This is a genomic window from uncultured Sanguibacteroides sp., from assembly GCF_900543425.1.
In the GTDB taxonomy this organism is placed as follows: domain Bacteria; phylum Bacteroidota; class Bacteroidia; order Bacteroidales; family Marinifilaceae; genus Gabonibacter.
In genome coordinates this window covers 1-24339 of the sequence record NZ_UQRQ01000010.1, presented here as the reverse complement: position 1 = coordinate 24339, position 24339 = coordinate 1, and the positions used below count along the sequence as shown (strand labels likewise).

The 24339-nt window shown below is 41.5% G+C and carries 19 protein-coding genes; 4 read left to right on the top strand and 15 right to left on the bottom strand.

Annotation, left to right across the window (positions count from 1 at the left end; genetic code table 11):
* The first annotated feature begins 91 nt into the window (after positions 1 to 91).
* Positions 92 to 2275, top strand: a complete 2184-nt coding sequence (locus QZR76_RS07170; protein WP_294141738.1) for a sodium-translocating pyrophosphatase — start codon at positions 92 to 94, stop codon at positions 2273 to 2275.
* 145 nt (positions 2276 to 2420) lie between these two features.
* Here the strand turns inward: QZR76_RS07170 and ftcD are convergent, their stop codons facing one another.
* The 8 genes from ftcD to purH all read right to left on the bottom strand — a co-directional run bounded on the left by ftcD (position 2421) and on the right by purH (position 12893).
* Positions 2421 to 4121 carry a glutamate formimidoyltransferase gene (gene ftcD / locus QZR76_RS07165; RefSeq protein WP_294141736.1) on the bottom strand — a complete coding sequence of 567 codons (1701 nt, stop codon included), beginning with the start codon at positions 4119 to 4121 and terminating at the stop codon, positions 2421 to 2423.
* A 234-nt stretch (positions 4122 to 4355) separates the two neighbouring features.
* Positions 4356 to 5609, bottom strand: a complete 1254-nt coding sequence (gene hutI, locus QZR76_RS07160) for an imidazolonepropionase (RefSeq protein WP_294141732.1) — start codon at positions 5607 to 5609, stop codon at positions 4356 to 4358.
* Between the two features lie 104 nt (positions 5610 to 5713).
* The gene (gene rodA, locus QZR76_RS07155; RefSeq protein WP_294141731.1) at positions 5714 to 7135 is read right to left on the bottom strand and encodes a rod shape-determining protein RodA; all 1422 of its coding nucleotides are present in this window, start codon (positions 7133 to 7135) and stop codon (positions 5714 to 5716) included.
* Positions 7128 to 8966, bottom strand: a complete 1839-nt coding sequence (gene mrdA / locus QZR76_RS07150; RefSeq protein ID WP_294141729.1) for a penicillin-binding protein 2 — start codon at positions 8964 to 8966, stop codon at positions 7128 to 7130. The genes rodA and mrdA overlap by 8 nt, the downstream gene beginning before the upstream one ends.
* 30 nt (positions 8967 to 8996) lie before the next feature.
* Positions 8997 to 9503, bottom strand: a complete 507-nt coding sequence (locus QZR76_RS07145; protein ID WP_294141728.1) for a rod shape-determining protein MreD — start codon at positions 9501 to 9503, stop codon at positions 8997 to 8999.
* Positions 9496 to 10323, bottom strand: coding sequence for a rod shape-determining protein MreC (gene mreC / locus QZR76_RS07140; RefSeq protein WP_294141726.1), 828 nt, complete (start codon positions 10321 to 10323; stop codon positions 9496 to 9498). The genes QZR76_RS07145 and mreC overlap by 8 nt, the downstream gene beginning before the upstream one ends.
* A 3-nt stretch (positions 10324 to 10326) precedes the next feature.
* A complete protein-coding gene (locus QZR76_RS07135) occupies positions 10327 to 11349 on the bottom strand; it encodes a rod shape-determining protein (RefSeq protein ID WP_041504040.1) in 1023 nt (340 codons plus the stop codon).
* Between the two features lie 5 nt (positions 11350 to 11354).
* Positions 11355 to 12893, bottom strand: coding sequence for a bifunctional phosphoribosylaminoimidazolecarboxamide formyltransferase/IMP cyclohydrolase (gene purH, locus QZR76_RS07130; RefSeq protein ID WP_294141725.1), 1539 nt, complete (start codon positions 12891 to 12893; stop codon positions 11355 to 11357).
* A gap of 192 nt (positions 12894 to 13085) precedes the next feature.
* On the opposite strand from purH, the gene QZR76_RS07125 reads away from it, so the two are divergent.
* Positions 13086 to 13604: a hypothetical protein gene (locus QZR76_RS07125; RefSeq protein ID WP_294141723.1), complete on the top strand. Its 519-nt coding sequence runs from the start codon at positions 13086 to 13088 to the stop codon at positions 13602 to 13604.
* A 6-nt stretch (positions 13605 to 13610) separates the two neighbouring features.
* Here the strand turns inward: QZR76_RS07125 and QZR76_RS07120 are convergent, their stop codons facing one another.
* Positions 13611 to 14873: an outer membrane beta-barrel protein gene (locus QZR76_RS07120; protein ID WP_294141721.1), complete on the bottom strand. Its 1263-nt coding sequence runs from the start codon at positions 14871 to 14873 to the stop codon at positions 13611 to 13613.
* On the bottom strand, positions 14863 to 15396 hold the full coding sequence (locus QZR76_RS07115) for a sigma-70 family RNA polymerase sigma factor (RefSeq protein ID WP_294141719.1): 534 nt from the start codon (positions 15394 to 15396) through the stop codon (positions 14863 to 14865). Before QZR76_RS07115 ends, QZR76_RS07120 begins: the two co-directional genes overlap by 11 nt.
* 191 nt (positions 15397 to 15587) lie before the next feature.
* Here QZR76_RS07115 and QZR76_RS07110 point away from each other — a divergent pair, with 191 nt between their 5' ends.
* Entirely contained in the window at positions 15588 to 16292 is a 705-nt protein-coding gene (locus tag QZR76_RS07110) for a hypothetical protein (protein WP_294141718.1), read from the top strand.
* 46 nt (positions 16293 to 16338) lie between these two features.
* Here QZR76_RS07110 and QZR76_RS07105 read toward each other — a convergent pair whose 3' ends face one another.
* Complete coding sequence (locus QZR76_RS07105) at positions 16339 to 18123, bottom strand: M24B family metallopeptidase (protein ID WP_294141717.1); 1785 nt, start codon at positions 18121 to 18123, stop codon at positions 16339 to 16341.
* Between the two features lie 642 nt (positions 18124 to 18765).
* On the opposite strand from QZR76_RS07105, the gene QZR76_RS07100 reads away from it, so the two are divergent.
* On the top strand, positions 18766 to 19182 hold the full coding sequence (locus QZR76_RS07100; RefSeq protein ID WP_294141716.1) for a helix-turn-helix transcriptional regulator: 417 nt from the start codon (positions 18766 to 18768) through the stop codon (positions 19180 to 19182).
* Between the two features lie 74 nt (positions 19183 to 19256).
* On the opposite strand, the gene QZR76_RS07095 is transcribed toward QZR76_RS07100, so the two are convergent.
* The 4 genes from QZR76_RS07095 to rplI form a co-directional block, all read right to left on the bottom strand.
* Entirely contained in the window at positions 19257 to 20162 is a 906-nt protein-coding gene (locus tag QZR76_RS07095; RefSeq protein ID WP_294141714.1) for a dihydroorotate dehydrogenase, read from the bottom strand.
* Positions 20150 to 20911, bottom strand: coding sequence for a dihydroorotate dehydrogenase electron transfer subunit (locus QZR76_RS07090; RefSeq protein ID WP_294141712.1), 762 nt, complete (start codon positions 20909 to 20911; stop codon positions 20150 to 20152). Before QZR76_RS07090 ends, QZR76_RS07095 begins: the two co-directional genes overlap by 13 nt.
* Before the next feature lie 19 nt (positions 20912 to 20930).
* On the bottom strand, positions 20931 to 23693 hold the full coding sequence (gene uvrA, locus QZR76_RS07085; RefSeq protein ID WP_294141710.1) for an excinuclease ABC subunit UvrA: 2763 nt from the start codon (positions 23691 to 23693) through the stop codon (positions 20931 to 20933).
* A 158-nt stretch (positions 23694 to 23851) separates the two neighbouring features.
* Positions 23852 to 24292: a 50S ribosomal protein L9 gene (gene rplI / locus QZR76_RS07080; RefSeq protein WP_294141708.1), complete on the bottom strand. Its 441-nt coding sequence runs from the start codon at positions 24290 to 24292 to the stop codon at positions 23852 to 23854.
* Positions 24293 to 24339: the final 47 nt, after the last annotated feature.

The window sequence follows — 24339 nt, the reverse complement described above, 5'->3', positions numbered from 1 at the left end:
TTTAGTTATTTATGTTTACTTTTACTCATCAGGTTCGTTTACTGCTTGATGAGTTTTTTGTATTTATTATTAACTACCAAATATAAGAACTATGTTAAACGATCTATTCTGGATAGTACCTGTGTGTGCTATTATCGCTCTCCTTTTTGCAAGAATCTTTTTTAGTCAGATGATGAAAGAATCCGAGGGTACGGATACGATGAAACGTATTGCCGGACATGTGCGTAAAGGGGCTATGGCTTATCTGAGTCAGCAATATAAAGTAGTCGGTAGTGTATTTGTAGTGTTGTGTATCCTTTTTGCCTGGATGGCATACGGACCCGGTTTACAAAATGAATGGGTGTGGTTTGCCTTTCTGACGGGTGGTTTTTTTTCTGGATTGGCCGGATATATCGGGATGAAAACAGCTACATATGCATCTGCCCGTACGGCTAATGCAGCCCGTAGGAATTTAAACGACGGATTGAAAATAGCGTTTCGTTCGGGAGCCGTGATGGGATTGGTAGTTGTCGGGCTGGCTCTATTGGATATCTCATTGTGGTGGCTTTTATTAGATTACTTTGTTGAAGAACCGACGACAACGGAAAAAGCAATTGTAATTACGACGACTATGTTGACGTTCGGTATGGGTGCTTCTACACAAGCTCTTTTCGCGAGAGTGGGAGGTGGTATTTTCACTAAGGCTGCCGATGTCGGAGCGGATTTGGTGGGAAAGGTAGAGGCCGGTATACCGGAAGATGATCCTCGTAATCCGGCAACAATTGCCGATAACGTGGGGGATAACGTGGGAGACGTTGCCGGTATGGGTGCCGATTTGTACGAATCATATTGTGGTTCTATCCTGGCAACGGCAGCTTTGGGAGCTGCGGCCTATCGTTTGGATCCCGATATACAATTCAATGCTATTTTAGCTCCGATGTTGATAGCCGCTTTCGGTGTCGTACTTTCGTTGTTAGGTATATTTATGGTAAAAACGAAAGAAGGAGCCTCACAACAACAACTTTTAAGGGCCTTAGACCGAGGCATTAATATTAGTTCCGTTTTAATTATAGCCTCCAGCTTTTTAGTGGTTCATTTGCTGGATTTAAGTTATTGGATATGCGGTTCCGTTATCGTGGGGTTACTCACGGGAATAGTCATCGGAAAGGCAACCGAATATTATACCTCACATGCTTATAAACCGACGCAGGATATTGCCAGAAGTTCAGAGACGGGGCCTGCTACGGTAATAATCAAAGGTATCGGGACGGGAATGATTTCTACCGCTATCCCTGTACTTGCGATCGTTGTGGGTATTATTCTCTCTTTCCTTTTTGCTTCAGAATTTGACTTTTCCAACGTATCGATGGGACTGTACGGTATAGGTATTGCGGCTGTCGGTATGCTTTCAACCTTAGGAATCACCTTGGCGACCGATGCGTACGGTCCTATTGCGGATAATGCCGGAGGAAATGCCGAAATGAGTAATCTGGGAGAAGAGGTACGTCATCGTACGGATGCTTTGGATGCTCTTGGAAATACGACGGCTGCCACGGGAAAAGGGTTTGCAATCGGTTCTGCCGCCCTTACCGGATTAGCTTTGATTGCCTCTTATATCGAAGAGATAAAAATCGGATTGCTTCGTATGGGAGAAGAGATATTGACTATCGGTAGCGAAACTATTAAAACAGCCGATGCCTCTTTAACGGATTTCATGTATTATTATGATGTGACCCTGATGAATCCGAAGGTACTGGCAGGTATCTTCATCGGCGCTATGATGGCTTTCTTATTCTGCGGGTTGACCATGAACGCCGTGGGGAGAGCTGCCCAAAAGATGGTGAACGAAGTGCGTCGCCAATTCAGGGAAATCAAAGGAATCATGACAGGAGAGGGAGAGCCGGATTATGCCAAATGTGTCGAAATATCCACGAAGGGAGCTCAACACGAAATGATTTTTCCTTCTTTATTGGCTATTATTATTCCGGTTGTTATGGGATTGATTTTTGGTGTTTCCGGAGTAATCGGCCTATTGGCAGGAGGATTAGGAGCCGGTTTCGTGTTGGCTATCTTTATGGCAAATTCGGGAGGAGCTTGGGACAATGCCAAGAAGTTTATCGAAGAAGGGAATTTAGGCGGTAAAGGATCCGACAATCACAAGGCTACTGTCATCGGTGATACGGTAGGAGACCCGTTTAAAGACACTTCCGGTCCGAGCCTGAATATATTAATTAAACTGATGAGTATGGTCGCCATTGTGATGGCGGGCGTTACTTGTGCGTTTAGCCTTCTTTAGATTAATTGATTCTGTGATTAGGAGATTCAGAGATTAACTGATTAGAAGATTATGAGATGAAGGGATTGGGGGATTTAAATAATGAAAACATCCACGCTGTTTTTTCAGCGTGGATGTTTTATATGCGGTAATAACTTTATCGAAATTAGATTTTGGAGTTTACGATTTCCAAAATTTCAGTTTCCATTTGTTTAGCCATTTCGACTACTTTTTCTCCTCGAGTGATGATGTCGTTGGCGTACTCTTTATCATCCAAGCCTGCGGCGTTGATTTTCACGTTTAGGAATGCACCGATTACCCCGGAACGAGCGGCCAAAGCTCCAACTCCCGCATCGGTTACCGAATTCGGGTTCCCGATTTCGGCCATGGCTTTCACCACTTCCATGCATTCGTAACATAACATCATCGTTTTGAAAGGAATCTCGGTTGCGTATTTTGTAGCCTCTTGGATGGCTTGTTGACGAGCTGCTTTTTCTTCTTCGCTCTTCTTAGGTAGTCCGAATGCATCCATAATACGATTGAAAGCGTTAGTATCCTCGTCAACCATTTTGATTAACTCAACTTGGTACGCTTTTCCTCTTTCTGCCCAGTTACTAAATTCTTCCCAACGATCGTCCCAACCCCGTTTGTGGGAGGAGAGGTTAGCCACCATAGTGGCCAAAGAGGAACCCAAAGCACCCATGTAAGCGGAAATCGAACCGCCTCCGGGGGCAGGGGATTCCGAAGCCGTTTCATCGGCGAATTCGGTTAACGTCATATCCACCAAGTGTTTTTTACCGTTATTCATCTCGTCTTCCAGAATGTACTCGATGATTTTCTTTCGCGGTTCGAACGGATAAAGTTCGTCCAATCCCAAAGATTTAACAGCGATCTTTATCAGTTCTTTATCGGAAACTCCGGTAGAACGTTGTTGTTTCCGTAAGAAATAACGTCCGGCATCCAGCATGGCCTTTAACGGAATTACACCGACCAGTTCGGAGCCGGTCACTCTTATTCCCCGATCGTTAGCTTTACGACACACTTCGTCGAACGCCTCGTGTACGGAGGTTATCGAGATATCCGTCAAGTTCATAGAAATCTGGGCAATACCGTATTCTTCAATAAACCAGCCTATCGCTTTAACCGATTTCAACGTTCCGGGAATCATGACGGGTTTTCCTTTTTCGTCTAACACTTTTTTTCCCGTAATGGGATTTCCTTCCCGTTTAACCCGTCCGCGTTCGCGTACATCGAAGGCTATGGAGTTGGCCCGACGGGTAGAGGTGGTATTCAGATTGACATTATAAGCTACCAGGAAGTTACGAGCTCCTACGGCCGTAGCCCCGGTTTTGGCTGTCCATTCGTTTAATTCGCGGGGACCGAAATCGGGATGCCATTGTTCACTGCTTAAACGTTCTCCCAAGGCTTCATATTCTCCGGCCCGACAAGTTGCCAAATTTCTTCTTTCCGGCACAAAAGCCGCATTTTCGTAACAGTATACGGGTATATTCAGTTCTTCTCCGATACGTTTTGCCAATTTACGAGCATACTCAACCGTCTCTTCCATCGTAATATTAGCTACCGGAACCAACGGACAAACGTCCGTAGCACCGAAACGGGGGTGTGCTCCTTTGTGTTTCTTCATATCGATAAGTTCGGAAGCTTTCTTCACGGCACGAAACGCCGCTTCGCAAACTTCTTCCGGAGTTCCGACCATGGTGACAACCGTACGATTGGTTGCCTTCCCCGGATCGACATCAATAAGACTAACTCCTTCCACAGCTTTTATCTCTGCTGTAATCTGATCAATAATATGCATATCGTTTCCCTCGCTAAAATTGGGAACGCATTCAATTAATTTTTTCATATTCTATCTGTAATATTGTTATAACAAGCTTATTTTCATTCGATGATTTAGTGATTGGACGATTCTGTGATTAATCCTTTTCTTTGTTTAGTCACGTAATCGAACGGAGTCCATAAAGTCAAAAAATAAATCTCTGAATTACAGAATCCTTCAATCGTCAATTGCTACGGGTAGCGTATTCTATAAGCTTTACGAACCCATATCTTTTTATAATGCGAATAAGGCATACCGTTATCAGATTTGTTCTCCGTTCAAAAATACAGCTTCGATCAGATTGCTCCCGTAAGCATACGGAAGAAATTCGATTCCGGTAATGGGAGTCGTGATATAGAAATTAGCCTTTTTGCCGACGGCAATACTTCCCAGTTCGTTTTCAACCCCCATGGCATAAGCGGAGTTAATGGTCGTTGCATTAATTACCTCTTCCGGAAGCATTTTATAATTTACACATCCCAAAGACATGACAAATTTCATATTGCCGGAAGGAGAGGAGCCCGGATTATAATCGGAAGCCAATGCAACGGGAAGGCCGGCATTGATCATTTCCCGCACGGGAGAATAAGGCATATTTAAAAAGAAGGCCGCTCCCGGTAATACTGTCGGCATTGTTTCGCTACCTTTCAATACTTCAATCTCTTCTTTCCCGACATATTCCAGATGATCGACGGAAAGGGCATTGTATTTTACCCCTACTTGGATACCACCCGAGTAGTCCAACTCATTCGCGTGTATCTTCGCGCGCAATCCGTGTTTCATCCCGGCATTCAACATGCGATCGGTATCTTCGACCGTGAAAAATCCTTTATCGCAGAATACGTCGATATAGTCGGCTAATTCCTCGGAAGCAACGGCCGGAATCATCTCGTTGATAATCAAATCCACGTATTCCGTCTGGCGTCCCTTGTATTCTGTCGGAACAGCATGTGCCCCCAAGAATGTTGATTTTATGGTTAAGGGAGTATCCTCTTTCAAGCGTTTGATCACCCGCAGCATTTTCAGTTCGCTTTCCGTACTAAGACCATATCCGCTTTTGATTTCAACAGCCCCCGTTCCTAACATGGCAATCTCCTGAAGACGTTCGAATGCCGAATCATATAATTCCTCTTCACTGGCTTTTCGGATACGTTCTGCGGAATTTAAAATTCCTCCTCCTCTTTGAGCGATCTCTTCATAAGAGAGTCCTTTGATCTTGTCGATGTATTCTATCTCTCGACTACCCGCATATACGATATGAGTGTGCGAGTCGCAAAAAGCGGGAAGAACCAGACGCCCGGTAGCATCGATCTCCTGAATGGTATCGCCTCCTTCGTATACGGCATGCTGGTCTAATTCGCTCATTTTACCGAAAGCCTGTATGTAACCGTCTTCCACCAACAAATAGGCATCATCGATAATCCCCAATCGGGCCATATCCGCACCTGCAACCCACGTTCTCGGTTCTTTCTCAACCTGAACGAGTTGCTTTATATTTATAATTAATGTTTTCATGCTTACCATTTAAAATTATTTGGGAACGAAAGTATAAAATTTAATTTACAATTTAAAACATTTACGGTTTATAGGTTCCGGAATACGCCAATTTAAAATATCCGTTATCTAAATACCTGTAACCGATTGGAATCGAGTCGTAGAAATATGAATATGAGTATTGTAAAGGCCCATAAGGAAGAGCCCCCGTAACTGAAAAAAGGAAGGGGGATTCCGATGACGGGGGCCATACCGATAGTCATTCCGATGTTCACCGCCACGTGGAAGAACAGGATAGCGGCTACTCCATAGCCGTATATCCGGGAAAAGTTAGAACGTTGGCGTTCTGCCAGATAGATAATCCGCAGGATAAACGTCATGAGTAATAATATGACCAGGGCACTTCCCACAAATCCCCACTCTTCTCCGACAGTACAAAAGATAAAATCCGTACTTTGTTCCGGTACAAAATTAAATTTTGTCTGGGTTCCCTGTAAAAAGCCTTTTCCCCAAAAACCCCCCGAACCGATGGCAATTTTAGATTGATAGACATTATATCCCGTTCCTTTTTTGTCGACGGTTATGCCTAACAAATTGTTAATACGATCTCTTTGGTGAGGTTGAAGTTTCTCGAACATATAATCGACAGAAACCGTCGCTCCGATACATAACCATGAAACGAGTATCAGTAAGGCAATATGCTTTATCTTTTTTTTGTAGACATAAATCAATCCAGCCAAATTACAAATCAGATAGGACAGTAATAACATGTAGTAATCAGATAAATTTCCCTGAATAGCCCAATTGACAAAAAAGAAGATAAAAAAGAGCAGTGTCAGTATTCCGATTATTTTAACTAATTCCCTGAGATTATGACGATAATAATAGTAGGCGGCGAAGGTACCGATCAGGATAATAACCAATACGGTAAACGGAGAGTATAAAATACTGAGGACAAAAAGCACAACGGCGACAAAACAGAGTAAAAGGATGGAGCCATGCAATCCTTCCCTGAATAATACCAGAATAAAAGAGCTGTAAACAAGGGCAGAACCCGTGTCGTTCTGTAAAATAATGAGAGCGGCAGGTATGAACAAGAGAATTCCGATCAGCAACAAATTACTTATTCTCATTACCTTAAAGTTATGTCTGCTCATGACGTTGGCTAATGCCAAGTTCGTCGCAAATTTGGCGAACTCTGCCGGCTGTATGCGAATGCCCTGAATTTCAAACCAGGAACGGGCCCCATGTACCTCTTTTCCGAAAATCAGGACACAAAGCAGAAGACATATGGTAATCCCGTATATGATAAAAGAAAAAGCGGTAAAAAATTTACTATCGGTCAGTAACACTAAAAAAGCCAATACGAAAGAAGCTCCTATCCATATCAATTGTTTCCCGTATTGTTGCGAAAAATCGAATATACTGGTATGATTCTCGTCGTACACGGCGGCATATATATTGATCCAGCCCATAAAGACAAGCAAAATATAAAGTAGGATAGAGATCCAATCAATATTAGCAATCAGGTTCGTTTGTCTATTCATCGCCTTTCCTGTTTTTATTCGTTTGGTGAATTAAATCGCTTTCAAGCATTCTTTTCTCCAACTCTTTTTTCTTATCCGATATTTTACCTTTCAAATATTTTTCAATCAACAAGCCGGCAATAGGGGCGGCATAAGTAGACCCCCATACACCATTCTCCACGTACACGATAAGGGCGATTTTCGGGCGGTCCACGGGAGCAAAAGCGATAAAGACAGAGTGGTCGTCTCCCTGCGGATTTTGTACGGTCCCTGTTTTTCCGGCAATTGATATGGAGTCGACCTGAGCATTTCTTCCGGTACCTTTTTTAACGACCAATTCCATTCCTTCAATGATCGGTTTGAAATAGGACTTATTGATGTCGACGGTATGTTTCTCTATCCGGTTCGGAAAAGTTGCCTCGTCAGGACGTACGATGTGCGGAGTCATATAATATCCTCGGTTTGCCAGAATAGCGGCAATATTGGCCATCTGTATGGGGGTTATCAACAGCTCGCCCTGTCCGATCGACAAAGAAATGATATAAAGAGGATGCCAGTTCTTGGTACGATGTACCCGGTCATAGTAGGCTTGCGTCGGAATGGAGCCGCTCACTTCATTTTGAAAATCAGGACATAATTTACTTCCCAATCCAAAGGAGATGACGTATTTTCTCCATTCGTTATAGGCATTTCGCACATTTTCATATTGAGGTAGCTCCAGTACACGCCGGAATACATTCACGTAATAAGGATTACAGGAATTTTGAATAGACGCCCGTAAATCAGTAGGGGAGTCGTGGAAATGGCATTTCATAAAACGTTTACCGCCAATGTAAGCTCCGCCCGAACAGGAAAATTTGCTCTCGGTAGTTATTGCTTTCGTCTGCAGGCCGATCAGGGCCTGGATCGTTTTAAAAATGGATCCGGGAGGGTACTGAGCCATTGTTGTACGATCGAATAGAGGGCGTAGACTGTCCTGCTCCAATTTCAGGTAGTTTTTGCCCCTGTCCAGTCCAACCATCAGCTGTGGATCGTAACCGGGACTCGAAACCTTTGCTAAAATCTCCCCGGTTTCCGGTTCAATAGCCACGATACCTCCTTTTTTGTTACGCATTAACTGATACGCGTAGTCCTGTAAGTCTATATCCAACGTGGTCTCCAAATCTTGACCTACAATCGCTTCCTTGTCGTATTTTCCATCCTGAAAGGAACCTTTTATTCGGTTATGGTTGTCTACCAATACGATTTTTTTACCCTTTTCTCCCCGCAGAGTGGTCTCGTATGTTCTTTCCAGTCCGTTGATACCGATATAATCTCCCGGTTCATAACAGGTATCTTTTTTTACCTGCTCCAAGCTGACTTCTCCGATATAACCAAACACATCCGCAGAATGTTGAACATTATACTTTCTCAATGTTCTCGTTTGAATATAAAATCCCGGATAGCGATACAGCTTTTCCTGAAGTACGGCGTATTTATCTCCCGTGATCTGGGAAACCAGAATAGAAGGTTTGTATTTGGAGTAAGTCTTGCACTTCTGAAGATTCCTGTCTAAAAATTCTTTCGATATACCGAGTATGGAAATTAGATCAGTCGTATCAAATTCTTTTACCTGTCTCGGGATAATCATCAGATCGTATGCCGCCTGATTATCAACCAACAATTTATGATTACGATCGTATATCAGACCGCGTGCAGGGTATACTATCTCGATTCTTTGAGAATTGTTATCCGCCATTTGTTTGAATTGATCATCAACTACCTGATAAATGAATAGCCTGATGATATAAATAACACAGACGCATATGATAATACCCGCAATAATTCCTTTTCTATATCCAAATTTATTCATTTGAATGAATCTTTTTCAATTCGAAGAATATTACCTGTTTATCTTTTTTAATCCGATAAAGTAATAAAGCAAGATTAACAGCCAAGAGATAAAAGTACTGAAAATTATTCGGATTAAAGTGATAAACAGATCGCTAAAAGTGAAAGCTTCGGCAAAAATAAGAACGACATTGAACAGAAGGGTAGACAGACCCGAATATTTTAAGAACCAATTGAACTCCGTCAATCGCTGGGCTCCGTGAATATCATCCAGTTTTTCCCGGTTAGATGTCAATTGCAGCAGCCAGGGACGGATATAGGCCGTAAAGGTGGAGGCTGCGGCATGAATTCCTACGGTTTTATCCGCCAAGTCCATCAGTAGTCCCAAGAAAAAACCAAAAAGCAACAGGGGAATTCCTTTGAATTTGTAAGGAAGAATATAAATTGCCAGAATATAGATATTAATATAAAAATAAGATCCAAGATGAATATGATCCAAAATAAAAATCTGGATAATGCACAGTATAAACAGATGGATAAAATAATTTATATTATTCATGGTAATTGTTTCCTTCTAATCTTTTTTTCTCGTCCTTCCAATAATCACTCACGATGTAAACATCGTAAAGTTTCTTAAAATCTACGGCCAAACGTACTTTTATGGCTAAAAAGTTAGCCGTCTCCCGACTGGCTGATTCGACGAAACCAATCAGTAAGCCTTCCGGGAAAATAGAGGAGAAACCGGAGGTGACAATCGTATCTCCCGGACTGATCTCCACGTGGTAGGGTATATCGTTCAAATAAGAGTAACGATAATCGCTCCCGTCCCATTGCAATGACCCGTAATACCCGTTTTTCTTTATTTTTGCCGAAATCCTTGAATTCACATTGATCAACGGGATAACAACAGAATAATGTTCACTCGTGTCCTGTACTAAACCGACCACTCCCTCCGGGGAACATACCGCCATCTCTTTCCGAACCTTGTCCTGACCTCCCCGGTTTAGCGTCAAATAATTTTTGGTCCGATTGAAAGTTGCATTCACAACCTTCGCATCCATATAGTTGTATAGTGTACAGCTATCTATAACAAAAGATTTTTCTTCTAAACTATCTTTTTTTGAATTTAAAATTTCCAGTTGTTTTTTTAGAACTACATTCTCTTTTACCAAGGCCTGGTTTCGCTCGGCTAACCAAAAATAATTTTTGATTTCCGTGGTAACGGAGGAAATGTAGTCAAATACAGAAGAAGAGTATTGGGAGAATACAACTCTCTGATAGTCGTTATTATTGACTATCAGAGAAAAGCATAAAACTTCCAATAATATAAAAATTATAGTAAAATGATACTTAAGTATCAGTCTTATAATTTCTTTCACTTCTTATCGAATAAGGAATGAGAATTTATCTACGTTTTTTAGTGCGATTCCGGTTCCTCGAGCCACAGCACGAAGCGGGTCTTCTGCTATATGGAACGGGATATTCAGTTTATCAGAAAGCCGTTTGTCCAACCCCCGTAACAGAGCTCCGCCTCCGGCCAGGTAAATACCTTTATTCACAATATCGGCATACAATTCAGGTGGAGTCTGTTCCAATGCACCTAAAATAGCGATTTCAATTTTAGAAATCGATTTCTCGATACAGTGAGCGATTTCCTGATAAGAAACAGGGACTTCTACCGGGAGGGAGGTCATTTGATTCGGACCTTGTACCACAAAATCAGCAGGCGGTTCGTCCAATTCGGACAGAGCTGACCCCACATGAATTTTAATTTCCTCCGCGGTCCTTTCGCCAATCTTTATGTTGTGTTGGTGGCGCATGTATTCCTGAATATCGTCCGTCAAATCGTCACCTGCTATACGAATCGATTTGTTGCTAACTATACCACCCAAGGAAATAACCGCAATCTCTGTAGTTCCACCACCGATATCAACAATCATGTTTCCTTCCGGGGCTTCCACATCCAAACCGATACCCAATGCGGCAGCCATCGGTTCATAAATCATATATACATCGCGTCCTCCTGCGTGTTCGGCGGAATCGCGTACAGCCCTTATTTCAACCTCCGTACTTCCGGAAGGGATACATACGACGATTCGTAAAGAAGGGGAGAAGAACTTACCTTTTCCATTAGCCATTTTAATCATTCCCCGGATCATCTGTTCGGCAGCGTTAAAGTCTGCAATAACCCCATCGCGCAGCGGACGGATAGTTTTGATATAATCATGGGTTTTTCCTTGCATTTGCCGGGCTTTTTCCCCAATTGCGATTACTTTTTCCGATTTTTTATCTATGGCTACGATAGAGGGTTCATTTACCACCATTTTATCGTTCATGATGATAATGGTGTTTGCTGTTCCTAAATCTATCGCAATATCTTGTGTTAAAAAAGAAAATAAACTCATACTCATTAATGTTTAAAATGTCTCATACCTGTAAAAATCATTGCAATCCCGTATTTGTCGGCGGCATCGATCGATTCCTGATCTCGGATAGAGCCTCCGGGTTGGATGATAGCCGTGATCCCCGCCTTATGGGCAGCCTCCACACAATCGGCAAAAGGAAAAAACGCATCGGATGCCATAACGCTACCCGGAATACGTTCTGCTCCCTGACGAATTGCATTTTCCAATGCCCAGATACGACTGACCTGTCCCGGACCGACTCCTGTCGTACACTTGTCCTTTGCAATTACAATAGCATTAGACTTAGTATGCTTTACAACTTTCCAGGCAAAGAGTAGGTCTTTCATTTCGTCTTCCGTCGGACGACGCTGAGTTACCACTTGAGGTTCCCCCTCGATTAGCTGTTGATCCATGTCCTGAATCAATAAGCCGCCCAAAACCGTTTTAGCTTTAGGTGTAGTGTATGCCCTGCGACTGATATCTTTTACTTGCAATAATCTTAAATTTTTCTTTTTGGAGAAAACGGATAACGCTTCTTCGGAAAAAGCGGGGGCCACGATTACCTCTAAAAATACAGGAGCCATTTTTTCAGCGGTAGCCTTGTCTATTTCCCGGTTGGCCGCTACGATTCCTCCATATATGGACACGGGATCCGCATCATACGCTTTTTGAAAAGCTTCCGCTAAGGTTGCGGCACTCCCTACACCACAAGGATTAGCATGTTTTGCCGCTACGATCGTAGGTTCATCAAACTCTTTTAATGCCTCTAAGGCGCCGTCCGTATCTCCGATATTGTTGTAGGATAATTCCTTACCTTGTAGTTGAATCGCTCCCGTTAATGTCCCTTCCGTCTCCTGAATACAACTATAGAAGGTCGCTGCCTGATGCGGATTTTCTCCATATCTTAAATCTTGCTTCTTTTCGTAAGTCAGGGTCATGGTTTTCGGAGAGGTAATATGCAATCGTTTAGAGAAGTAATCGGCAATCAAAGCATCGTAATGCGATGTATGAATAAATACTTTGGCAGCCAATTGTTCTTTGGTCTCCGGTAAGGTGTCTCCGTTTTCCTTTATTTCGGTAATGACCCGTTCGTAATCTTCCGGATCGGTAATAACCGTCACGAAAGGATAATTTTTAGCGGCCGCCCGGATCATAGTAGGTCCACCAATATCTATATTTTCGATGATCTCTTCATGTGAGACTCCCTCTTTCAAAATCGTTTGTTTGAAAGGATATAAATTACAAACCACCATATCGATGGGTTCTATACCCAATTCGGCCATTTGCCGTTTATGTTTATCATTGTCTCTGATTGCTAAAATACCGCCTTCCACGTTGGGGTGTAGTGTCTTCACCCTCCCGTCGAAACATTCCGGAAACTTCGTCAGGTCAGAAATATCTTTCACCTGAATACCTTCTTCCTTTAATTTTTTTGATGTTCCTCCGGTAGAAATAATTTCCCACCCCATAGAATTTAGAGATTTAGCAAAGTCAACAATTCCACTTTTGTCAAATACACTAACCAATGCTTTTTTCGTTCTCATCCGGATTTATTTTATTTTTCTTAAACGAAATCAAATTATACTCGTTGACAAAGGTAAAAAAAAGAAAGTTATTTTACATGTCGAGTATATATTTTCATAGAAAAAATATATAGGAAAAATATTTTTCTTGCGTCAGAGGCGTAGGGATATAAAAAATAGTTATATTTGATCGACACTAAAAATGATATTATTATGAGTGACAACGCTTTGGATATTTTAGTATATATAGCATTGACCATTGGAGCCAGTGTCTTGGGGGCTTTAAGGTCTTCCAAGGATAAAAAAAGGAAAATGCAAACCTCTTCGAAGCAGGAAACTACTCGACCGGAAATTTTCGTTCCGGCGGAAGAAGAAGAGGGAGACTTTTTTGATCAAATTTTCGGTAAACAGGCAGAGATTTCGCCTCAAAAGACGGAGAGAGTGGAACCGGAAGTCAGCATGGAAAAACAAATTATACCGGATTTTATTAAGAGAAAGGAAGCTGAAGCCATCGCTCATTTTGGCAAGTCGGACGAGGAGAGGATGAAAATATTAAGGAGCGATCAACAGGCTCGAAAAGATATGAGAGACAAACGATTTGCCGCTTTATTCCAATTACATGAGAATGATATGCAGGAGAGCGACACGAATGAAAAATCGACTTCCGGTACAATTCATTTTGATTTGCCGGAAGCGATTATCGCGAGTGAAATATTAAATCGTAAGTATTAACCTCTCTTAAAAAGATATCCCGAAGCCGGTAGAAAAGGTAAAAGAATAAGGATTGAATCGAATATCCGGATCCTTACTCAAGGATTGTAAGTAATACCTGAAGCCGGGTTCTACCTTTAAGTAAATCGATTTACTAACCGGATATTCAACCCCGAAACCGACATGAGTACTCATGTTAAAACGACGAATATGATCGGTTTCTCCCATCTTTTCTTTTACACCTTCATACCGTAAATAGGTCATGTTTCGCACCATAAAGCTTGCGCCAAATCCTCCCAGTATACTGAATTTCAGTCTATTGTTATTCAGGTAATAGCGAAGGGAAAGAGGTACTTCTATGGCATCGAACTCCTGTTCGATACTTCCCGTTGTCTCGTTATTACTTCTCAATAACTGAGAGTTAGAGACGAATACGGCGGCTTTCGATCGACTTCTTACATTCCCGAGCGGGGTAAATACCTGCGTTTGCATATTGTAACCGCTCATCATGGCATTTGTCCGGGGAACAAAAACCTTGGAATCACTCGTTTTTTGGCCGACACGGGTGTAACCGATTCCCGTTTCGATAGAGATCCGTTTTCCGGGTGATACGGCAAAAGTAATTCCCCCGTTCATATTAAAGATTCCACTCATTTGGTCGTCCGTGTAATTAACAAGTCGGCTTTGTTTGTTTTCCATGCGGTAGCTACCCGAAGAGTATCCCGGAGAGACATAACCGCCAACGGTATATTTTAAATTCAGTTTCTTTTTTTCTACTGTCGGCCGTTCTGCAAGTAATTTGAGATATTGACGTTGATTTTCTAATGCTTCTTTATTTATTAAAGGAATAAAATTCTCGCGAATGGCCGCATTTTTTAACTCGCCTACCGGGTGCGACACCGACAACAAGTTAGGACTGGAAGCTTGAACCGTCATCGGATTGACCTTGACCGGAGCCTGGGTTTCGGATTCTTTGACTTTTCGGTAGTTGACCGGAGGGATGGTCGGGATCGGCGAATGATATGCCAGAATTTGAGGCTCCTGGGGCTTTAAGGGTTGAATTTTTGCCGACGAAGTATAAATCGTCTCTTTCCTTTCTTGTTGAAGCATAAAAAGCGAGGAGAGAAGCAAGACTATTGCCGCCGCCGCTCCACTATATATGAATAACCGCCTATGTCTGTTTTGCTTAACCGCCAGACGAGAATCTATGCCGGTCCACACCCTTGCCGGCGGATCGACAGTAACCTCTTCCAAGGCCGTTTTAAATAGTTTTTCTAAATTATTGCTCATAACTTAGGTATGTGTTAATTTTTTTCTTTAAAATCTCTTTTGCTCTTGCCAGGTTCGATTTTGAAGTGCCGTCTGAAATACCGAGCATGGAAGCAATCTCTTTATGAGATAAATCCTCCATCACGTATAAGTTAAATACCAGCCGATATTTTTCCGGTAATTGGCTCACAAAATCAAACAACACTTCCGAAGGAATATTTAGCCCCGCATCGATATCTTCCGTTTCGATGTCCGGGATCTCTTCCACTAACTGGACAGGATTATTTTTCCGGTATTTCTCAAGGGCAATATTGATAAAAACACGTTTCATCCATCCCTCGAAAGAACCTTTTCCGGAATACTGCCCTATACATTCCAACGTTTTAATAAAACCGTCCTGTAAGTTATCTTCTGCCTCTTCACGTGTTTTGGAATATTGAATGCAAACTGCAAACATTTTAGAGGAGAACATACGATAGAGTTGTTCCCCGGCTTGTCGATTGCCTTTTTTGCATTTTTCTATTATTTTCTCCAAAGTATACATCGATAACTAACTCTAAGATGCACGAATTTACTAAAGGTTGCGTTGATTTCATGAAAAAATAAAAAAACTTCATTATCAGAGAAAAAGCTTCCTTTTTTTTTGCATCGTATTGTTTTTTTGCGAATATTCGCACCATGAAACACGGAATCTGTGTGCGATTTAATTATTTTAAACAATAAAAACAACTAAAGATGAGAACTATTTTAAGATTAAAGCAATTTATCTTTGTATTATTGACTGTTACGTTATTGAGCTCTTGCTTGAAAAGTGACGATCCAGATTTTGCGATTACGTATAGAAATGCCGTGGTGCTTCAAAAAAATACAGTTATCACGGAGGAGGGAGAGCCGGAACGGGTTGAAAAAAGATTTCTTCCTTATATTCAAATTATAGCCAATGAGGCAATGGAATCTTATGCCTGCCAGGGTCCTGACGGAATTCTTAGCATGGAACCCATAAGCGATTCATACGGTCAAGGTGCTCAAAGTAAAATATTAATGAGTCAATTCTCTTCTACTTTTCCCAAGGGGACTTACAGGGTTTCCGTAAAGAATGCCAAACAAGAGATTGCAGGGTGGTCATTCGATATAAAAGAGACGGAAAAAACATTAGGGGCGCTTAAAGCAGAAATATCTTACGAAAACGGTAGAGTTAAAGCCAAATGGAATAAGGTGGAAAACGCAAGTTTTTATATTGTCGGAATTGGAGCGAAAGGAGAACCCTATTCCTTGATACAGGGTAAACAATTTACTAACAGTCCCGAGAGTGGAGTGGATTTTGCCATTAGTGATATCAGCGCGGGCTTTGCTAAAGGCGAATACCAATTATTGGTTCGTGCCGTACAGGCCGATGCCAACATCGTGTTGGACAGCGAAAGCATTTTAATCGAATTGTAATGTGATTAAAGAATAAAAAAAAGAGGCGTAAAAACGCCTCTTTTTTTTATCGGATAATAGGATTTGTTTTTTTACGAAGCCAGGCACTTTCTTCCACGGATAAATACGGAGAAGCCTCTCGATACACCCGCTCGTTATAAAGATTTAACCATTCGATTTCTTCCTTTTCAAGAAGTTCAGGTAACAGGGCTGAAGTGTCGAAATAACAAAGTGTTATGGTTTCGAATTTATAAAATTCTCCGAATTCGTTAATCGTGTCCTGACAGCAAACGATCAGGTTTTCGTGACGGATACCATGGCAACCTTCCCGATATAATCCCGGCTCGTTAGAAGTCACCATTCCCGGTATTATTTCCTGATCTTTCAAATCAGGCCGAATAGATTGCGGTCCCTCATGCACGTTTAGAAAATACCCGACGCCATGACCGGTCCCATGTCCAAAATTCCTATGATTCATATACAAAGGCAACCTTGCAACAATATCAATATTACACCCTCTGGAACCTTTGGGAAATACCAATCGACTTAAATCGATCATTCCCTTTAAAACCAAAGTGTAGTCCTCTTTTTCCAAACGGGTCAATTCTCCCACGGGCATAGTGCGGGTAATATCGGTTGTTCCGTGTAGATATTGCGCTCCGGAATCGACCAGGTACAGTCCTTTGGCCTGAATATCGGATTGATGTTCTTCCGTGGCGGAATAGTGGGGCAAAGCAGCATTTTTACCGTAAGCGGAAATACATTCGAAACTATCGGAAACGTATTCGGAATCCGTACTTCTGAATTTTTGTAACATTGCAGCAGCTTCCAGCTCGGGAACAGCTCGGGTCGATAATGTATTTTCGAGCCAATAGAAAAATTTAGTCAGGGCAACGGCATCTTTCCGGCAAGCCAGACGAAATCCTGCTAACTCGGTCTCGTTTTTAACCGTTTTCAATAAAGGTACGGGAGAAACGATCTCTTTCACTTCGAATTTCTGAAAGATACGATGATACACGGCATAATTACAGGTGGTCGTGTCTAAAACAAAACGGGCCGGAGTCTCCAATTCATCCAGGTAAAGAAAAAGATGATGATAATCGTGTATCTCTATACCGTTCTCGCGGAGTTGACTACCGATTTCCGATGTGATTTTATCCTGTTTTATAAACAAATGGGCTTTCTCCTTGTCAATTAAGGCATAAGCAATGGCGACCGGATTATAGGGAATATCATCACAACGGATATTATAAAGCCAGGCAATTTCATCCAAAGCAGAGAACAAAATATAGTTGCTATTATTACTAATAATGAATTCCCGTATTTTTTCAATTTTACTCCCGACAGTTTCCCCAGTATACTGATCGGGTAGTACGATTAATTTACCTAAGGGAAAAGCCGGACGATCCAACCATATTTCACCCAGAAGATCCGTTTTTTCACAAACCGCTATGTTTTTAAGAGACAATGTATCTTTTAAAATACGGACATCATTGACGGACATACAAAATCCATCTATACCGACTTTTTCATCTTGTTTCAAATGCTCGAATAACCATTGAGGATAATCAACAGCTCCAGGAATACGTAATTTGTGTAATTCGATTTCTGTTCCACTCAATTCTTGTTCAGCCTGAATAAAATACCGGGTATCAGTCCATAGTCCCACGTGATTCATGGTAACGACGACCGTACCGAAAGACCCTGTAAACCCGGATATCCATTTCCGTTGTTGCCAGGGAGCAGGTAAATATTCACTATTATGAGGATCCGTACCGGAAATAACATAAGCTGCTATATTTTCCCGGTCCATAATTCTTCTGAGTTCTGCTATTTTTTCCGCGATTGTCATGATTTACATATTTAATTTTTTTCAAATGTAAAAGAATTTCACGAAGATAACAAGGTGTTGATTATTTACATTTGTAACAGAATATTACTCGATCAATATAGTTTACAAATGTAAATCGTACTTTACAAGTAGGCATCATTTATTTAGGCAGGAGATTATTTTACGAATGTAAAAAACAATAGGGGATAGGACGTTTAACATTTAAATACAAATATAGTTTATTGTCTTATTATCAGCATATTATGTATGAATATTTATCTTTTACTTTAAGGTGTAAAGCGTGTCTGAAGGCGATTTTCACGTAAAAACACTTGGAATAGATGTTATTACGACATATAAATATTTAATAATCAATTATTTAATTATATTTACTTCATGTGTTTATTTATGATATAAATAAAAGATATTTTCAATGTAATACACTTATATACAATATATTATATGAAAGTTATTTTTATCTATTATCAAAGATAACAGATAAATTAATTAACTATTTAATAATGAAATAAGAATACGATCTATTTTTTGGCGTACTTCTATTTGTGTTACATTTGTAATATGTGATCATTACAAATGTAATTTGGCTTTCTCCCTTCAAATTATTACATTTGTAATATAGTATGTTTACAAAATGATAAACAGATGCAGGATCGGTTAAACCAATTATTTGAACAAAAAGAACTCACCGCTACAAAATTTGCAACACTAATAGGCGTGAGTGCTTCTACCATTTCTCATATATTGGCCGGAAGAAATAAACCCGGTTTTGATATTATCAACAGCATAGCGGAAGTATTTCCGGACATTAGTCTAACCTGGTTAATTACAGGAAAAGGCCCTATGTATACTGGCGGTATTCCGGAAAAACAAATTAAAAAGGCGATAGAAGAGCCTATCTTGTTTAAAGAAGAAGAAATTCTTAAACCCAAACAGATAGAAAAAGAATCACCTGAATGGAGTGCCCCTTTTCCGGTATCTTCCAGGAAGAACAAAAAATTAAAGCGTATCCTTCTCTTTTTTGACGACGGGAGTTTTGAAGAGTATAACAATGAATTGTAAATTTTAGATTGCAAATTATCGAAGGTTGCCCTATCGTCAATCTGCAATCTAAAATCTAAAATCGTCAATTATTTTCAGATCAATCCGATGATTTCCTTAACGGACCTGAAGCCGTTTTGATCCAAGTATTCGTTGATTCCCTGAATAACCTTTAACGTAACGGTCGGGTCTATAAAATTAGCCGTACCGATTTGAACGGCCGATGCTCCTGCTAATAAAAACTCGATGGCATCGTTGGCGGAAGCGATTCCACCTAAGCCTATAACCGGTATTTTTACAGCTTTGGCAACCTGCCATACCATTCGAAGAGCTACCGGTTTTACGCAAGGTCCGCTTAATCCTCCGGTAATCGTACTCAGAACGGGTTTACGACTTTTCGTGTCGATGGCCATTCCCATAAGCGTGTTGATCAAAGAGACGGAATCGGCTCCGGCCTCTTCGGCGGTAAGAGCGATCTCCTGGATATTGGTTACGTTGGGAGATAATTTTACCATCAAGTGTTTTTTGTACACCTTTCTTACCGCTTTAATCACCTCATTGGCAGAAGCACAGCTGGTTCCGAAGGCCATACCGCCTTCTTTCACGTTCGGGCAAGAGATATTAAGTTCAATAGCCGGTATATTTTCCAGTTCGTTGATTTTTTCCGCCGTAGTTACATAATCAGACACGGTAGAACCGGAAACGTTTACCAGAATATTGCTTTTTATCGTCCGTATTTCCGGATAAATGTGTTCGATAAAATAATCCACTCCCTTATTTTGAAGACCTACCGCGTTTAACATGCCGGAAGGAGTCTCGGCCATACGGGGATAGGGATTTCCTTCCCGGTGTTTCAGGGTAGTACCTTTCACGATAAAACCGCCTAACGCACTTAAATCGATGAAATCCTGAAACTCCACTCCGTACCCGAACGTCCCGGAAGCCGTCATAACCGGATTTTTTAGCTGTAAGCCGTTGATATTGATACTTAAATCTGCCATGTTAAATCTTTTATATTAAAAATAGGACCTTCCGTGCATACACATTTGTGACCTGTCGTTGTTTCCGTCACACAACATAGACAAGCTCCGATTCCGCACGCCATCGTGTTTTCGAGAGATACCTGACAATCAATATTATTCTTGTTTGCATAAGATGCAACTGCTTTCATCATCACTTCCGGTCCGCAACAGAAGATATGATCGAAGTGCTCCTTTAATACCGAATGTTGCGTGGGATACCCTTTTTCCCCGTAGGAACCGTCTTCCGTGGTATAGTACACTTTCGCGTATTTTTCAAACTCTTCCCGGCGTAAAATCTCTTTTCGGGTGCGGGTTCCGATCAAAAGAACAGGCTCGATTCCCCCGGATCGCATTACGCGGGAGAGATGGAGCATGGGGGCCACTCCACAGCCGCCTCCGATCAGCAAACATTTACCTTCCTGTGGTATTTTAAAGCTGTTTCCCAATGGAAGTATAATATTCAACTTTTCTCCAGGTTTAAGTTCTCCCAGGGTAGCCGTCCCGCATCCCACCACTTTAATATAGAGATAGAGAAGGCCTCTCTCTTCGTCCACATCATGAACCGATATGGGGCGTCTTAACAAGGTAGAAGGGGATTTATCCACTCTCACGTTAACGAATTGCCCCGGTAGAATGGGGGGTAATTCATTGGAATGGAGTACCAGTAAAACGGTATCCGGATTTAATAGCTGATTTTCTTTTACTGTAAAATCAATAATTTTTTTCATATCTATTGGTTTCAATCGCTTATTGGTGCATCTCTAATTTTTCTTTTAGGTATTTTCCCGTGTAGGAATCCGGACATTTGGCTAACTCTTCGGGAGTTCCTTCGAAAACCAAATAACCTCCCTCGTTACCTCCTTCGGGTCCTAAATCTATAACATAATCGGCACATTTGATTACGTCCATATTGTGTTCTATGATTAAAACCGTGTGTCCCCGGTCAATCAAAGCGTTTAAGGATTCCATCAATTTGTGGATATCGTGAAAATGTAAACCTGTCGTAGGTTCATCGAACACAAACAGGGTCGGATCCGCATTTTCCTGGCTCAAGTGATATGCAAGTTTCACGCGCTGGCTCTCCCCACCGCTTAACGTACTGGATGCTTGTCCCAGTTTTATATATCCCAACCCCACGTCTACCAGCTTTTGCAACTTGCTCACGATGCTTCGTTCACTATGACTACTACCGGTACTGAAAAATTCTACTGCCTGATTAACCGTCATCTCCAGGATATCGTATATATTTTTATCCTTGTACTTTACTTCCAGAATCTCTTCTCTGAAACGACGTCCTTTACAATGTTCGCACTCCAAATAAACATCAGCCATGAACTGCATCTCAACCTTTATAATACCTTCTCCCTGACACTCTTCGCATCTTCCTCCGGGAACATTGAAAGAGAAGAAAGCCGGTTTGAAACCATTCATCTTAGACAGTTTTTCTTCCGCGAAGATTTTCCGGATATCGTCCCAGGCCTTAATGTATGTAACCGGATTCGAACGCGAAGATTTTCCGATGGGATTTTGGTCAATAAACTCAACATCCATGATTCGTTCCAAGTCACCCGAAAGACGATTGAAACTTCCGGTTCTATCCGAATAATCCCCGTAATATTTTTTCAAAGCGGGAACCAGAATCGATCTGATTAAAGTACTTTTTCCGGAACCGCTTACACCGGTTACCGCTGTCATTATACCAAGAGGAATCTTTACATCTATATTTTTTAAATTGTTTTCGGTCGCCCCCTTCAGTTCAATCTGATAGGGAGAGGTCCGACGATGATCCGGTACGGGAATGAACCTTTTTCCGGATAGGTAATCAGCCGTCAGCGTATCTGCTTTCCGAATCTTATCCAAGGGACCCTGGTATACAATTTCTCCCCCTAATCGACCAGCCAAGGGGCCTACATCGATAATCTCATCCGCAGCTAACATAATATCTTCATCGTGCTCGACGACAACCACGGTATTTCCTAAATCTCTCAGTCTTTTCAGGACTTGAATCAGACGATCGGTATCCCTGGAGTGTAACCCGATACTGGGTTCATCCAATATGTATAGAGAGCCTACTAAAGCCGATCCAAGAGAAGTCGCCAGATTAATACGTTGAGATTCTCCTCCCGAGAGGGAAGAAGAGAGGCGATTCAGGGTCAAGTAGCCTAAACCCACGTCCAGTAAAAATTCGATTCGATTACGAATGTCCGGGAGAACCCGGTCTGCTATTTGTTGATCGCTCTCGGAAAGTGACAATCGCTCAAAAAAACACTTCAGTTCCGAGATGGGCATATCGACCAACTCCGTGATGGCTTTATTACCCACTTTCACGTAAGAAGCCTCTTTCTTCAAACGTGTTCCGTGACAGACCGGACATTTAGTCTTCCCGGTATAACGTGCAATCATTACCCGGTTCTGAATCTTGTATTTTTTGGATTCCAAATGTTCAAAAAAAGCATAAATTCCCGTCGGACTATTCCAGAGAAGCTCTTTTTCCGCTACCGTCAATTCGTAATAAGGCTTGTGAACGGGGAAATTCACGTGATGAGCCTGGCGAATAAAATAGTTTTTCCATTCACTCATCTTCTCTCCGCGCCAACACATGACGGCATCGTCATACAGGCTCAATGATTTATTAGGGACAACAAGATCCTCGTCTATGCCTAAAATTTTGCCGTATCCCTCGCATTTGCCGCATGCCCCGATCGGAGAGTTGAAACTGAACATATTGATTGACGGTATTTCAAAGGTAATACCATCAGCCTCAAATTTGTTGGAAAAAGAACGGATCTCTCCGTCCAGTTCTATATAACAGATCCCTCGTCCCTCGTATAAAGCCGTTTCTACGGAATCGTTGATCCGGGAGACGGTATCCTTTTCCTCGTTCACCGTAACTCGGTCAATAACCAGAAACAGGGGAATATCCGGTTTAATTTCTTCATTATCCTCTAAAAAATCGGATATACGCGTAAATTCATTACCATATTTGATACGGCTAAATCCTTGATTCATCAAAAGGCCCAAACTCTCTTTTGTCACCGAGACAGGTTTGGCCATAACGATCACATTTTTATCCGTATTACCTCGGATGATATAATTACAAATATCATCCACGCTATGCCGTTTCACCTCTTCTCCGGAAACGGGAGAGATGGTTTTACCGATACGGGCGTACAGTAATTTGATGTAATCATACAATTCGGTAGAGGTTCCTACCGTTGAACGCGGATTGGACGTATTAACCTTCTGTTCTATGGCTATTGCCGGAGGAATCCCTTTGATATAATCGCATTCCGGTTTATTCAAACGTCCTAAGAATTGGCGGGCATAAGCGGATAGGCTCTCCACGTAACGACGTTGTCCCTCCGCATACAAGGTATCAAAAGCCAAAGAAGATTTGCCGCTTCCGGATACTCCGGTAATCACCATCAGCCGATTCAGTTTGATTTTCAGGTCTATATTCTTTAGGTTATGAACCCGTATACCCTTCAACTCAATATATTGTTCGCTCATAAAATCTATCCTCAAATTCTTACAAAGATAAGATTTTCACGTCATATTCTTATTTACATGAATGTAAAATGTACATAAAAAAAGCACCTTTACGGGTGCTTTTTGTTTGGAATATGTTTGGAAATACGTTTAAGTCTTGTTTATGACTTGTTTTTAAATTATTCTGAAACTACTTCGAATTCTACATCGACTTTCACTTCTCTGTGAAGTTTGATGACAGCGTTGTAAGTTCCGATCTCTTTCACATCTTTCAGCATGATCTTCTTTCTGTCGATATCGAAACCTTTCTCTTTCAGACATTCAGAAATCATGATGCTGTTAACGGAACCGAAAATTTTACCGGTAGAGCTGGTTTTAGCTCCGACAGTAAGTTTTACTTCAGCCAGTTTTGCGGCAAGTTCCTCTGCTTCAGCTCTCAATTTTGCTTCTTTGTGAGCTCTTTGTTTCAAATTTTCAGCAACTACTTTTTTTGCTGACTCTGTTGCTAAGATAGCATACCCTTGGGGAATAAGGTAGTTACGACCGTAACCCTGTTTAACATTTACAATGTCATCCTTATGACCTAAGTTTGCTATGTCTGTCAATAGTATAATCTCCATTTGTGTCCTCCTTCCTTAAAATTATTTCATCAAGTCGGTTAAGTAGG